Origin of the sequence: Sporosarcina quadrami (assembly GCF_014836615.1) — a bacterium.
Lineage (GTDB): Bacteria > Bacillota > Bacilli > Bacillales_A > Planococcaceae > Sporosarcina > Sporosarcina quadrami.
The window spans coordinates 14,604-29,382 of record NZ_JACSQN010000018.1 but is presented as its reverse complement, the minus strand read 5'-3'; the positions used below and the strand labels follow the sequence as shown (position 1 = coordinate 29,382).

The 14,779-nt window shown below is 37.6% G+C and carries 10 protein-coding genes, 1 pseudogene and 1 riboswitch; all 11 genes and pseudogenes read right to left on the bottom strand.

Going from position 1 to position 14,779, the window contains the following annotated elements; translation table 11 throughout:
* Positions 1-142: 142 nt before the first annotated feature.
* A complete protein-coding gene (locus H9649_RS15430) occupies positions 143-1,501 on the bottom strand; it encodes an S-layer homology domain-containing protein (protein ID WP_191695790.1) in 1,359 nt (452 codons plus the stop codon).
* Between the two features lie 325 nt (positions 1,502-1,826).
* Complete coding sequence (locus H9649_RS15425; protein WP_191695789.1) at positions 1,827-2,000, bottom strand: hypothetical protein; 174 nt, start codon at positions 1,998-2,000, stop codon at positions 1,827-1,829.
* A 47-nt stretch (positions 2,001-2,047) separates the two neighbouring features.
* A riboswitch (SAM riboswitch) is annotated at positions 2,048-2,147 on the bottom strand.
* A gap of 119 nt (positions 2,148-2,266) precedes the next feature.
* Complete coding sequence (locus tag H9649_RS15420; RefSeq protein WP_225229936.1) at positions 2,267-2,890, bottom strand: histidine phosphatase family protein; 624 nt, start codon at positions 2,888-2,890, stop codon at positions 2,267-2,269.
* A 99-nt stretch (positions 2,891-2,989) separates the two neighbouring features.
* Complete coding sequence (locus tag H9649_RS15415; RefSeq protein WP_191695788.1) at positions 2,990-3,268, bottom strand: hypothetical protein; 279 nt, start codon at positions 3,266-3,268, stop codon at positions 2,990-2,992.
* A 75-nt stretch (positions 3,269-3,343) separates the two neighbouring features.
* Positions 3,344-4,237: an NERD domain-containing protein gene (locus tag H9649_RS15410; protein WP_191695787.1), complete on the bottom strand. Its 894-nt coding sequence runs from the start codon at positions 4,235-4,237 to the stop codon at positions 3,344-3,346.
* A gap of 143 nt (positions 4,238-4,380) precedes the next feature.
* A complete protein-coding gene (locus tag H9649_RS15405; protein WP_191695786.1) occupies positions 4,381-6,105 on the bottom strand; it encodes an ATP-dependent nuclease in 1,725 nt (574 codons plus the stop codon).
* Between the two features lie 288 nt (positions 6,106-6,393).
* Positions 6,394-8,529 carry a DEAD/DEAH box helicase gene (locus H9649_RS15400; RefSeq protein WP_191695804.1) on the bottom strand — a complete coding sequence of 712 codons (2,136 nt, stop codon included), beginning with the start codon at positions 8,527-8,529 and terminating at the stop codon, positions 6,394-6,396.
* A gap of 8 nt (positions 8,530-8,537) precedes the next feature.
* The gene (locus H9649_RS15395) at positions 8,538-9,851 is read right to left on the bottom strand and encodes an ATP-binding protein (RefSeq protein ID WP_191695785.1); all 1,314 of its coding nucleotides are present in this window, start codon (positions 9,849-9,851) and stop codon (positions 8,538-8,540) included.
* Positions 9,841-11,844 (bottom strand): TerB N-terminal domain-containing protein, encoded by a 2,004-nt coding sequence (locus H9649_RS15390; protein ID WP_191695784.1) that lies wholly within the window; start codon positions 11,842-11,844, stop codon positions 9,841-9,843. Before H9649_RS15390 ends, H9649_RS15395 begins: the two co-directional genes overlap by 11 nt.
* Positions 11,845-12,672: 828 nt before the next feature.
* Positions 12,673-13,554: a hypothetical protein gene (locus H9649_RS15385; protein ID WP_191695783.1), complete on the bottom strand. Its 882-nt coding sequence runs from the start codon at positions 13,552-13,554 to the stop codon at positions 12,673-12,675.
* A 267-nt stretch (positions 13,555-13,821) separates the two neighbouring features.
* Positions 13,822-14,742: pseudogene (locus tag H9649_RS15380) on the bottom strand (type I restriction endonuclease subunit R, EcoR124 family); the annotation flags it as partial.
* Positions 14,743-14,779: the final 37 nt, after the last annotated feature.

Here is a 14,779-nt window from a genome sequence, read left to right as displayed (position 1 = left end):
AAGTTAATTCAGACAGTTTGGATATTAATACAAGATTATTTTAGAAACTCCAATGTATCAACATTTCTATTTCATCTTAATACAATAGTAGTGTATAGTCTGAATTCAACCTTGCATAGGTACCTGACAATTATTCACATTTTCACTTCTTCAATACATGTTTTTTATCCCGCACATCTATAATCTCCAGTCCTTTGTCTGTCACCATCATATCTTTTGCTTGAATGCTTGATAATTGAGCTGTTTTCTTATCTAGCAAGCTGTATTTAAATACCCCTTTTTTATTGAAATAGTATATGGTTGAATGCTCATACTCTACGGACTTATGTTTTTGAGTATAAGGGAACGTACCGACTTTTGGTCCAATGTCCTCAAAGATGAATCGAGCATTAAACTTGGATTCCAATTTTAAATCCCCACCGCTCAAATTGATGGAATACAGAAGTAGGGAATCGTCTACATTAGGAATATCTTTATAGTAAGACTCAAAATCACGTGGCTCTTTTTCAACTGTATAGTAGATTCTGTCGTTCCATACATACATATTTCTTTCTTTTGCATTATACGATATGAATGGAAGATTAATTTCTTCCACCTTTCCACCATCTATCGTTGTCTTCATCAAGCCAAACGAAGAAGGGATCTCACTCATCATCCCAATTACTTTATGGTACGGGATATAGAGATCATCATTGTATAAAATAACAGGGAACCCTCTTCCAAGCCTTTTCTCAAAGTACCCTTCCACCCGTTCAAAGTCGATTCTTGTAAGCAACACTACCTCTTCATTTGTCTTTTGATTTATTTTGATTAACCTATCGTCTTCAATCGTATATTTCCACCCGTCCCGAACAATTTCAGAACCGGTTTCCCCTACATAAGATTTAGAAGCTTTCACTTTCATCGAATCTTCCATTGCACGAGCTAGGAAGGCAGAGAAATGTGCACGCGTAACCACGTCAGACGGCTTGAAAGAACCATCTGGATACCCACTGGCGACCCGATTTTCAGCAATGCTATTAATATCTGCATATGCCCAATGCACTGGAGGTACATCTGTAAAAGTAGGTTGACTCTCTAAAGGCATATTGAACGCCCTTCGTAAAATAGCAGCCATCTGCGCGCGAGAAGTTGGTTCCCCAGGACGCATATATCCGTTATCTCCCCGGATTATTCCTTTTTCATTGATGGTCGCTAGAATGGAATAATAGTTCGATTTCTTCGTGACATCTTTGAACTGAACGGTTGGATTTTCAATCACCTCAATATCGAGTGCTTTCAATAACATCGCCGCTGCCTGTGCACGCGTTATCGGCTCACTCGGCCTGAACGTTCCATCTGGATAACCACTGATAATATGCTTATCATGTAAATATAAAATTGCTTCCGTGGCGCTGTTTCCTTTTAAATCTGAAAACACTGGGTTTGACTGCGCTTCCACGCTAGATGTCATGGGAACTATTAGCACAAATGCAATGATAAACACCATAAACTTTTTCATTCCAATCATCCTTTCATTAATGAAATCCGAAATCTCTTTATTAAAAGACTACCCTAAGCAAATTTTTCGGTCAATGAACTTACCAATAAACCTATGTCATCTATACCCTTTACGGTTGCAATGAAGCGTTTTTAAGCCACTTCTTGGACAAGCCATGTTATCTATATTCTTTAGATCCTTCAGAGGAAGAGATTTTGTTAAGTGGAAAGTTAATGGGCGCGAATGTTAGAACAAACACATTCGAAATCAATGCAAGTGATGGTGAATTAATCATTGGGAGAATTAGTAAAGATGCTCTTCCTGAAGTTGCTTCATTTGTTCTTGATCAACAATGTAATGCTTGTTCATAATAAGCGATATCCCGATGCAAGCTCTCCATCTCCTGATGCCGCTGCATCGGATTCGCCGTACACGTCGGTTTCTGGTTCTTCACCGCTTCCAGATGCTCATACAATTTATCTACCTTTGTCATCCTCATCACTTCTTGATATTTTGCCAAACAAAAAACTCTTCCCCATAGAGAGAAGAGTCTGCATGCAATATTTCTCCTCATCGTTCAGGTTTCCCTGTTGGACGTAGCACCTTACCCGCAGGCAGTTTGCTGAGACTTCGTCGGGCCAATTCCCTCCATCTCTCATAATAAATAAAGAGAGTTTGTGTTTAGTTGAATTTAGTACTCATGTGTTCCAGTCACTCACACAATTTACCGATCGTTTAAGTTGGATGGAGCATCGAAATGAAATTGCATCATGCACCAGCACTTGTTTAATCAAATAAATGGTCTTGCCTATTCATAAATCTCACGACTCTCAGATCTTCCCGAATTTCAAACATATGGATACCTGTATCACCTGTAGCAAAAACAACGTCGCCAACAGGCAATTGTAGAAACGCTTGAATTAAACTCGAAATCAACCCTCCATGGGAAACGATCGCAATTCTAGTGGCGCCTTCATAGTCATGTAGAACTTGACGTAAGATCCGTTCTGCCCGGTAACGCAAATCCAGTTCCGATTCCCCTCCTTCAATCGGGATATGGACTGGCCTTCCACCTTCAGGCAACGGATACTTGACGGCCGCCTCTTCCATTGGTAGCCCCGCTAAAACCCCATTATGCCATTCCATCAAATCGTCATCATACTTCAGTTCACATCCGATGGCCTCTTGTAAAATACTGGCCGTCTGACTAGCCCTCTTTAAAGGACTTGCCAAAATCAGCACAGGTGGATATTGTTCGGCTATATAGTCCGCCATCTTCCTAGCTTGCGTTTGTCCCAATTCTGTCAGCGGGTAGTCTGCTCTGCCTTCAAGGACATCGATCAGATCTGCCTCAGATTGGCCATGTCTGATGAAGAGTAGTTCGATCTTTTTTATCTTTATGGAATGCATAGTGATAGTCCCCCTCTGTTATAATACGGTGTTTGGCACTCAAAATTTAAAAGTAGAAATAAACACCACTCAAGTAACTTTCTAAACTGTTTTCAGCCACTAAGTCATAATGTTTCTTGCATACATCCTTTCAAAATCAAACCACTCTTCATCGATTCCCAGTTCTATAACTGTATTTTTAAATCGACGGAAAGGATTTCGTCCATCCAGTGCAACAAACAACACTTTCATTCTATCGGCAGATTGTTTTCGAGCGAATTCCATCATGACTTGAAACATCTCAGAGGATGATGAAACAGGTATTTCTATAAAAGCACTTGCCTCTTCTCCGTCCCAATCAATTCCCGGCTCACCTGTTAATGATTGTGGAGCGTCCAATAGAACTTCTTCATTTGATCTTATTATGAAACCGACTCAAATTGTCTTGATGGGTCTTTAAAACTCTTCAAGCCCTTAACTACTTTTTCTTTCCACATTCATATTCTTCGTATACCGGCAGCTAGGATAATTTACACAGCCATAAAATTCCCCATACCTACCCTTCTTCATTACCAATTCTCCATTACACGTTGGACACACACCATTCACTGAAGAGGCTACTTCCTTCATAGGCCTAGCTTGTTTTCCAACCGATCGCTTGACACTTTTCGCCCTCCGCACCGATTGCATATGCTCAGTCTTCAGCTGCTTCTTATCACTTCTATCCACCGCTAAAAGCTTTGTTAGCTTTTCATTGACATCCTTCACGGCTGTTTCACTGAGCCTTTGCTCTTTGTACTGTCTAATCGTCTTCAACAATTCTCCAAACTTGATAACATGTGCTGACGTAAATTCCTTCTTGAATTTAAACGTCGAGTTCGGTGAGAATGCAATGATCGAATGAACATCTAGTTCCTGCATTTCAGCTTGTCCTATGTAAGTTAATAAAGCCTGCACATGTCCGTAATTCTGTCGTATCGGATTGTGCATTTTCGTCTTCTTCTTATAGATGACTTGCGTCCAGTCCGGTTTGTATTCATCACCAAAAATCCATCCCGCATAGTGCTTCGTCTCAATGACAAAAATGCCATACACAGACGTAACGATATGATCGACCTGCGTCAGACCACGATCACCATTTGGAATATACACATCGTGGAAAACCGTATAGGACTCCCCTAATCTTCGCAGTTTTGACTTTACTACCCATTCCCCAAACATACCTTTGATCACCGGCATCTTCCAACGAACGACCATCGAAAGAATCATAAAAAGAACGACAAATGGGAATGCGCTTGAGGTGATGAACATCTTCAAAAATAGTAAAATGCCTTCGTAGAAGCCGGCTATCATAGTGTTTTCTAGCATGAAATCCTCCTTTTGTTTACTGAGTCAACACGCAAGTGCCAGTCACTAGAATAATTCACTTATAACCCACTTCTTGAAGGGGCTATGTTCTAGAATATCGAACTAGGTTCTAAGCACATCTTTTCTCTTGAATATATATTTTTTCACAAAAAATGTTGTTTAATTAACTCTCTTAGAACTTTCAAATTCTCGTCCTCCAACTTTTTAATAACTCTCCTCCTTTCACGCTCATTAGATAAGAAATAGAGAGATACTATAGCAGTTTTCAAATCATTTGAAGATGTAAGTTCTTTTATCACCTTTGCATCATTGAAAGTAATAAAGTTTTCCAACTCAAAAGGTTCTTTTTCATAATTATAAAGCTTGAAATTACTACTCTCTTGTTCACCAAAATATGAAACGTAAGTATCAAATGCAGTTCTTCCAGCTTTATCATTATCCAGTAGAACTAAATACTTGTTCGAACTTGCTATACTTAAAGATATCAATTCTTTTAGGTTAGCAGCACCCATCCCAGGGATAATACGCATATTAGCCCAAGAAAAATCTTCTCTGTATTCCATTAACATATTAATAAAATAATAATCAGTTATCCCTTCCGTTATTACTATGTTCTTATTGTCAATATTCCCTAAACCTGTCTTTAAGTGAAGAGCATCGAGTAATGGGCTAAGTGCCCCCTGACTGTTATTTTTTCCATAAGAGTTAAAAGATATTAGATTAACTTTTCCTTCTTGTTTTACTGCAATCTTAATAGTAGAGACATTAATGCTATCAGGATCTAATAAGTATTGTGAATGTGTACAATATAACAATGTATTTTTTTTAGAGATTTCCTTCAACTCACTTAATAATTCTTCTTGAGCAGATGAATGAAGATAAGAGCCTGGTTCATCTAATAAGTAAATTGCATTCGAAGGATTATTCTTATATTTCGCGTTGAATTTCAATTTTATAATAAAATTGAAATACCATTGAAATCCTTTACTTCTCTCAATCACATTAAATTGTCTTTTTTTTCCTCCAACAGTTTTATCTATCACCTTGAATTGAAAACTGTAACTTGGGTTGTCATCAGTTGGTGATATATAGTTGATTATTAACTCCAAGTCGTCTTCATCATTTGCTAAAGCTTTGCTACCTTTGCTTTTAAGTTTTTTCCATTCATTTATGATGTCACTATTTAACTGGTCACTTACGTCACTAAGTAATGCAGCTTTATCATCTTCATTTGTCATTTCCAAAAAATCTTTTAATTCATCTTCTCCATTAGTCGATCTAAGAAATATCTCTTCCAGAAGATTGCGCCATTCTGCTTGTATACTTGTGCTACTTCGCAAACCTTTTTCTATATAGTTAATTGGGAAATCTATAATATCGGGAACTCGATCGCTAAAATCATCAAAATACAGAATAATTGGTAGCTCATCGAAAATCTTTTCAGCTAATTCTTTATTTCTTTCATCTTCTACAGGGAAGTTTACAAGGCTATATTTTTTGTCATTCAAGGATCTTGATACTTTAATACTTTTTTGACTTTGGACATATTCTTTTAGCCTCTCGTATAAACTATCACCTACTTTTAATTTCATTTTTCTAGCTATCTTCTCTACTTCTTCTTCTGTTTCTAAAACTATATTTGCTACAATATTACATTCCTTTTCTTTGTAAATATATTTATTCTTATAGTTCAGATGTTCTCCTTTATTATAGTTGTCTTTTAATTTATCAAATGAGAGGATTGCTTTCAGAACTGAAGTCTTTCCCGACTCATTTATCCCTATAATAGGTATAAGGGAGTTGGAAATCTTCACTTCTATGTATTCAATTGCCCGATAATTTTCTATTTCGAAACCTATATATTTCATCTAGACACCGCCTAAAGATATTTTTAATCGAGAAAGGATTTTATGGTTATATATACATAATAATTTGTAAATAAATACAGCGAGAATCTGGTACTAGAGATTAAGTCTACAGGACAGGATTTTTTCATATGGCGTTAGGAAACTCCTTAAAAAACTCATTTAGTTATAGACAATAATAAACTCTATTTTCATCCGCCTTCGCTCTCCCGTACCCCCATCAAATTGAAAGACATAAATCTCAAGCCGAAATCGTGGCGGGGTATGCATCTTTTATGATTTTTTCCAAATTCAAACCAACATCACCTGTCTAAACTCATAAAGCTTTAAATACTCTAATGTTGTTTCTATATCAACTTCATGAGCCAGATGAAATTTATCCTGCAAAACTTTCGGCAAGTATGATGAGTACTTTGAAAAATGATATTCATGCTCTTTCGTGTATGGAATCAAATCACCCGGCTGCCAATCATTTCGTTTTATTTTTTTTAGAATTGAACAAATATCCGGTGTCCCAGTAATTTGTATCCTACCAATACCATCTATTCCTCGCACATCGACCCCGAACGATCTTAACAACCAAGCTAAAGTTCTGGAAATGGTCGTTCCGGTAAACGTCTCTATAATTATTTCTTCTTTCCCTATCCAAATAGGCCTGCAATCCGAAGTAAATCCATACTGGTTATACTTTGCTCGCATGCTGTTAAGAGTTGCAGCCGCTTCATCATTTATGTATGGAAATTGTTGATTCGAACAGGCGATTGCCCACATTTTTTCACCAATGTGTTTATGTATCTTCCCTCCATTGCCTGCATATTGAGGAGGCTTACCATTCGACGCGCCAGTAACATACACTTTGTTTTTATCTGCATCAACATCCATGATTGTCCACAACTTGCCCGCTAATATTATATTATCTCCTGCGTTGAGGAAAGGTGATTTGTCCAGTTTACCAATTCTTCTAATTCCTGATAAAACTTCATATTCCTCAGCTGTTATAAAGACCGAATAAAACTCCTTGTTCCTTAATATCCTTTCTCCTTCAATTCCAACGATTAGATCATCTCTTCCCCGGATAATTTCCAAGTAATCTTGCTCAATCATATGATCAATCAATAGTTGAACATCAAAACTATCTAAAGTGTGTAAAATATGGTTCATTTCAATTCTGTTTGTCAATTCGCTATTCCTCAAACCATTTGTCTCCTGGCAAATAGATATGATTTGATGGAATGCTATGTCAATAGGAAACTGATAATCAGCGGATGGCTCTACCCATTTCTCAAGCACCAATACCATTACAGCCAATGACTGTAGAAGGCTGTCCTCCCTGGTCGAATATAGCTGCAACATTTGATCAGCCTCTTTTTTCCTACCAGACCTCCCTAACCTTTGCTTTAAGGAAGAAACGGTAAAAGTGCTGTCCAATTGAATGACAACATCAACGTCCCCTATATCGATGCCCAATTCCAATGAACTTGTGGCTACCACGCTCTTAGGTAACTTGGAATCCATAATCGTTTTTTCCACAAACTCTCTTTCCTTTTTATCTATCGATGAATGGTGTGCGTAATAGGTTTCTCCCATCTTCTCTCTCTCGGCTAGTCGATTTAAAAATACCGTAGTCTCTTCTACGCTGCCTCTACTATTACAGAAGATGATTGCTTTCTGATACCTTGTCAAGTCACGGATATCTTCAAATAATTCAACAGGAATTTTTCTATCCTCACCTGTCGGCATGTGCATCAGGTGATATAGTAATCTCTTATCACTATTTGAAGCTTGAATAACTTCGACATTCTCAATGTCGTTAAAGTTAATCCATCGTTTCACTAATTCAAAATTGTCAATCGTGGCTGACAATCCGATGATTCTTGGCTTGTTTAGTGTATAAATTTGAATTCGAGATAACAAGGAGCGGAGTTGCACACCTCTCTCACTTCCAATGAAAGAATGAATTTCATCGATAATAATGAAGTCCAAATTTCGAAAAATTAGTTGCAGCTGTCCTGTTCTATTAATAAACAGACTTTCAATTGATTCTGGCGTTATTTGTAGGACCCCAGCGGGTTGATTCATAAACTTTTTCTTTTGGTTTTGGTTGATATCACCATGCCATCGGTATATGGGGATATCTGTGTACTCGCAGAGCTCCTCAATTCTTCCAAACTGATTATTAATTAGCGCCTTAAGTGGCGATACGTACAAGACTTTCAAAGAAGTCGCAGCCTCTTTTTCAATTAAAGAAATAATAGGCAAAAATGCGGCCTCCGTTTTTCCGGATGCTGTTGCTGAAGAAATGACAACATCTCTTTCTGTTTGTAAAATCACAGGAATTGTCTTATCTTGAATCTCAGTGAAGCTGTCCCATTTCATATCCCAAATCTTCTTCTGAATACTTTGTGATAACAATCCAAACGAGTCCATTCCATTCACTACCCTTCTGTCCTGGAAAATCGCGAATGAATATCGGATACTGTGTTTGTATGTAGATCTCTCTCCCCAAAAATTTCAGACCGATTATAACTTGGATTTTGATGGAGTATATTCAGAGCTCCCAAGAAGTTTCTAATAATATCGCCAACCGTTAAATGCAATTGAGCACCCGGTCTTGAATACTCACTGCGAAGAAAATTTTTAATCTCTTCATCACTAATATCTACATCATATCCGAAATGGCCTGCATGGATGTCTCTAAGATTCCGAAGCAGAACGAACGTGTCATCTAGCTGAAGAGGGGTCAACTTGATGACTGGTTGGGTTAGATCTCGGAATTCAATCGTTTCATGAGGATTGGACTGCAGACGACGTTTTAATGCTCCATAGCTAAACAATCCACGACGTTCATCCTCTAAAAATTCAGGTGTACCTCCGAAAGTTATATACAGCCCCTCTATATTTCCTTGCAAGGTATCATTATAAATCTTTAATATGGTTTCATAATTTTTGTCTCTTGTCTGCGGATGTGTAATCTTATACAGATTAATGGCTTCATCAAAATTAACGACTAATCCAGAGTATCCAATTTGCTTAACGAACTGAGAAAGGACCTTAATGTAATCATAATAATTATGATCATTAATAATATCTCTTACTCCTAATTCAGCTTTTGCTTCAGTCTTAGTTCCATATTCTCCACATAACCATCGAATTGCTCTACGTTGAAGGTCATTATCATCTTCGATAAATCCTTGAAAATACAAAGTTAGTATCCGAGCAAAATCATAACCACCTGTAAGCCCATCCATCTTATTGACAATAGAGGTGATTTCACCTTCAACATCCTTAATGAACTCCTGATTATCAAATTCCACAGTCAGATAATTCTTCTCTTTAACAACCAATGACAATACTTCGCTAATCCATTTATCCAAGATTGTTGGAAGAGCCCCACCATCCGGCACCGTGGATGTGGAAATATTTTTCATTAGCTCAGTATATATAGCTACGGCCTTTCCTTCACTTCCATATAGTCTTCTTTCAGGCGTGAAGTCCGCTTTCGTGACAACAAATTTTTCAGCAAATGCAATTTGTTGTGTTAAAGCTTGGATAAAACTCTTTCCACTCCCAAACGGCCCAATGAAAAGCTTAATAATCGAAGATCCATTTTTCACACTTGACAAATCTGAAAGAATTTGTTTAGCTTCTTCTGCACGGCCTACCATGATATATTGCAAACCTCTACTAGGCACGACACCGCCCAGTAATGAGTTTAAAATAGCAGTTGAATCACGTTTATTAATTTTCAAGGATAGCTCTCTCCTTTGCTAATAATGTCACCTTTCCGAATTCTTCATAAAGAATAATTCTTTCACTCATTTCCTCCAAAAGGTTATCTCCAAGAAATTCATTTGCCTTTTCATTCATCGTACTCAAAACCATTCCAAGCATCTGTCCCCGTTGCTTCAAGAACATTTTTGCTTCCTCACCGTTAAATTGTTCGTTTTCAAACCGGGATAAAAACTCCATCTCAATAGTTGTCAATGACTCTATAAATTCATTGAGATCCCCTTCGCCAACTTCAATACTCTCCAGAAACTGATGTTGTTTAAAAAGAGCGATTTCTTCTTTTGGTAGCAGTATTACTTCAGAGGAATTATCTGCAACACTAATCGAAGAGTCTTCTGCTCTTTCTAAAGCATTCTGTTTAAGAGTACTTTCAGTTGATTGCGACACATCATTGTTGAAGGAATGGCTTTCGAAGAACGTCAGAAACTCTTCTTGCAAAGCCTTATTCTCGTTAGCTTTTTCTTCTATAATCTCGTCATTGAATTGAATGGCTGCAAAACGATTTAAGTCATCCAGTTCTTCTGCCGATTCATTCCCAATATCAGGTTGCGGAATTCCACTTCCACCCTGAACGCTTCCTACTTCCTGCACAACTGTAAAACGCTTGTTGGTTCTCTTAGCTTTTTCTAGTCTTTCAACAATCCGCTGCTGAAAATCGTCTGGCAATATACCACTCTCCACTTTAATTTCCCGTTTTTCACCATTCAATAAGCGGGTGACATTTTCCGCCATCTTAAATAGGGCAGTAATTTCGTTATAAAGCATTTCAGTAGGAACATAGGTAGTCGTATAAATATGAACATCATCTACATCCCTTGCTAAAACGGCACTCCTGAAAAGAGGTCTTACATTACGCTGTTCCGCTCTTTCGAACCATACATCTTCAAGTGAATTTCCCTGCTCTTCATGATAAGATTTAAGCAACGGAATGCTTTCTTTGAAAGTTTTGTAGATCTTACTCTTATTGTTCGAGAAAAATACCGTCTCACGCAAGTTACGGAAATAAGGCCTCCAAGTTGGAATAGAAATCTTCTCGAGAATCTCCTTTTTTTCAATAAGTTGCGAATACAAGGATGGCAGCGTCTCTACTTCATTACGCCACTCCTTTGCTAATTCTTCTTCACTCAACTCCATCAACATGTCTGCAATCCACTCCGGTAAGTAGTTCGCTACTTTTGGAATTCTTTCTATATAATTGTCATGTAACTTAACCAACATACTTACATTAAAGGCTGCCTTTTGGTGGAACGTGTAATTTATGAGTTCATAAGTGAACAAAATCAAATAACTTAAATCGACATCTAAGTAATTCCCTTTCAGCACTTGCTCTCTCCAATAAAAATACCACTTCAGCTGTCTCTCATTTAACTTGCTAAAGGTTGTCCAATACTCTTTTAAAGGAATTTCGGGCACATTACTATGCTTCTTATTTCTATATTTATAAGAATCCTTCGCAAAGTCTTGTTGACTATTTGAATAAGTGATAATGAAGCCCGTTTGGTTTTTTTCTTTGGTTGGCTTAACTAAAGCACGAACATTGTCTTCGATATATTTAGGCGTTGTCAGATGTGCGTACTTCGAAAGAATAATGTCGTGACCAATCGGTAGCGAATACTCTTGTGACAATTTATGTATTTGTTCTTCGGAAGAAAGAGTGCTATTCTCCGGCTTATCCGCTACACTAAGCGTAGCATTAGTTAAAACAGATGGCTTGCGGATAGTACTTTTTTGAGAACTTCGCATAACCTCATTAATCCTCAAGTTAATCTTATCGTTCCACTTTGCGATGAAAAACATATCAACCCATCCTAAAATTATGGGTATGAAAGTCCAACAGAACAATAAATATAACGTACCTCTCACATAATTCCGATAGTAAAAATGATGTGCACCAATTCCTCCAACTAACAAAGCCAAAATGTATCCAGTCGCTTTATATTTATAAGCCGGCAATTCGTAACCCCCTTGAAAGTATTTTTAAACTCGAATGCAATCCTATTTGACGAATAATTTATAATAAATTTAATCGAATATGATAATATTTCTAGCGGGACAAGATTCTGCGAATCAGGTGGATTTCAATAATTCTTCTAGAACCTCTGCAAAGTAATTCACATCTTCCTCCGAGCCGATTCTCTCAAGTTCCTGTCAATACCCAAACTTTCCTTGATGGCTTTCGTCAAACCATGTCCAATCACTTTCAGGATGTCGTTGCCAAAATTAGCTCAGTTGCATCTTGCGAAGAGAGAGCGTCGTAGAATTCTACTTTCATCCTGAAACAATCCTGTGTTTTCACCAGTTTTATAGGATTCGTTCATTTCCTTTGCCAGTTCAATCAGCTCTTCAATGACCTTTGACTTTTTGATTGGGACGCTTGTTATTTATTGATGCCTACGTAAGAAAAGTTCGTATGATATCTTGATTTCGCGTGGTCTCTCTGGTATCACTCTCCTTTGTATTTCAAAACGGAAAAGTGCCAGGTTCTGAAACAATGTTGAATTCAATGAGAATTTCAACTTCTCCTTCCGGAAGATGGTTTTAAAAAATAACGTGATATGTTTTGTTATTGCGTCTTCAGCAATAAACCATTTCATGAAAAGTCTTCAACCCCACCATTTTAAATAACTCCAATCATTTTATTAATAATCCTAACCAGTCATCAAAAACGTTGCAAATGCAGTAATTAGTTTTTCACTACTCGGACTACCACAATCACTTTAAATGAATTTAAGTATCTGTTGTAAATGGTCGGAAAAATTCCGAAGTATGCTTATTTCAGAGTCAAAATAGAGTAGTTCTTGACACAATAAGACCCGCCAATCGCATTCTGTTAAAACTTAATTTCTTCTCATCCATAACAATCATACCGAATTGTCCACCCCTAAAAACAACTTCCCCAATTACTGTAACAATAATTTCATCTTCACTTTCCTCATAAAGCTTTTTTAACCCTTCGATCATCGGTCGAATATTGAGAGAGGAGTTCTCATAGAAAAATTCTTCTAGATAAAGCGGGAAGTAAACATGCTCGTGCTTATCAACTATTATGACAAGTGAATACTTTTCTTCTATATGAACTTCTCTTAAATAACCTACAGTACTAATTGTCAGTCCAATATCTGAAAAAACAAAGTCTGCTACCGACATTCTTTTCTTCACAGTGGGATTTCTATCACCTTCTTTTACTTCTTCAACACTCAAAGAAGTTGAAGGAAGGGTCATGAATACATCCTCAAACTCCATAGTGTCTTGCCGTTCTATCACTTTATTTCTTCGTTTTCTTGAATTGCTATTTTGGCGTTCTAATCTTTTCACACGTTCTTCCTCAGTCTCATTAAACCTATCAAATGTATCGTTCAATACATTTTTCACATGCCCATCTCTTAACCTTGATATATTCTTACCAACTATACGGAAGGATTTTGCGCCCATGATCGTTTCTCTGAAATATGGACAATCTTCAACATGGTCATAGCCTTTCCACTTTTTAAAATGAGCTACCTTAACTCCCTCAGGAACAAATACAAGTCTACAATTACATTCCGAGGTAGCGCAGTACAAATTCTCTTTGACTGTTATGTAATCAGCGTGACTTGTTATCGTCTCCAATGTTACAACTTCTTCATTTCTCCCCTCTCTAAAAATTGCTCTATCGATTCTCATAACAAAACCCCCTCTACCGTTTTACCCGAGCCTCTAATTGGTTATATTATACCATGGAAGGTGATGGAAATCGACATTAGTAGAGTGAAAATTATATCTTTTTCAATTAAATGGTTTGCTACTACAAATGAACAGTTTATGAACATTATTGCTGGGATTTCAAGAAAGTAACCAAATAACCCTCCAGCAAATTTCCCTGGAGGGTTCGTGTCAAAGTATCTAAATGCCTTTTCTAATTTTTTTGTTCCCTAAAGATATAACTAAAACCTACCTCAACTCATCCCCATAAGGTACAATCTCCTCATTCAACACCTGCAACCACTCCCGCTTCGTCTGCGGACCATACTTCAAAGGCTTCGCATCAGGATTTACCTCTTTATATTTATCAAAATGCTTGCTGTCGAGGATTGCTCCGATGTTCGGGATCGTGTCGGATCCAGGTACGTATTGGATGGCGGATAGGTGAAGCTGGTCTTCATTTACAAACCATGTACTCGATAAGTTTTCAATTGTACTTTTATAGGCATTTGTAAAATAGCGTCGTTTGACGGCAAGAATATCTTTCTGTGTATCGATTTTTCCTTCGTCGATGTCGTTAAGGATTCTTTCATAAACACTTTTTGCTGCTGGTTTGTTCAATTTGGCAAGCGCTTTTTCAATCTCTCCACGAGTATCCTGGTTATGCGCTGTATACGTTTCTAGTAGACGGTCGATGTAAGTGGAGTCGATATCATAGAGCTTTGTCGTATTGTCTCCATAAAACTCAATCTAGGAGAAATCCGGTTCTGCTTCTCCCCCCTCGCCCTCTTCTTCCATCAAGGAACCCTTTACTGCGTTATATACACCAAGGTAGTTTTCCAACGTCTTGACTTGTTCCTGCAACGCTTTGGAGGTTTCCATGTCATCGTTGTAGTCATCGTAGGTTACAAGGGATTCGTAGGCGTTGTTCAATTCTTGGAAGGCTTTCACAAATTCAACGCGTTGCTCTAAAGGTGAATTTTCATCGATTTTTTCCAAGTCAGGAACGACATTAGTCAATGTCTTACGAGCTGCCTTGCACCGTTTTTTCGACTTGTCGTATGACGGATACACAAGTACAGTTTATTCCTGGGCCTGAGAATATAGCTTAGTTGCGTCTTCTACGTTCTTTTCCATTGTCGCTGGCTTTCGGTGCATTATGACGGTGCCTGTGCCGCAAACATTCACGTTAATTCAACCAATTTGA

Coding starts and splice junctions, on each gene's coding strand:
- H9649_RS15430 (WP_191695790.1), bottom strand. CDS start 1,501: ATGAAAAAGTTTATGGTGTTTATCATTGCATTTGTGCTAATAGTTCCC.
- H9649_RS15420 (WP_225229936.1), bottom strand. CDS start 2,890: ATGCATTCCATAAAGATAAAAAAGATCGAACTACTCTTCATCAGACAT.
- H9649_RS15410 (WP_191695787.1), bottom strand. CDS start 4,237: ATGCTAGAAAACACTATGATAGCCGGCTTCTACGAAGGCATTTTACTA.
- H9649_RS15405 (WP_191695786.1), bottom strand. CDS start 6,105: ATGAAATATATAGGTTTCGAAATAGAAAATTATCGGGCAATTGAATAC.
- H9649_RS15400 (WP_191695804.1), bottom strand. CDS start 8,529: ATGGACTCGTTTGGATTGTTATCACAAAGTATTCAGAAGAAGATTTGG.
- H9649_RS15385 (WP_191695783.1), bottom strand. CDS start 13,554: ATGAGAATCGATAGAGCAATTTTTAGAGAGGGGAGAAATGAAGAAGTT.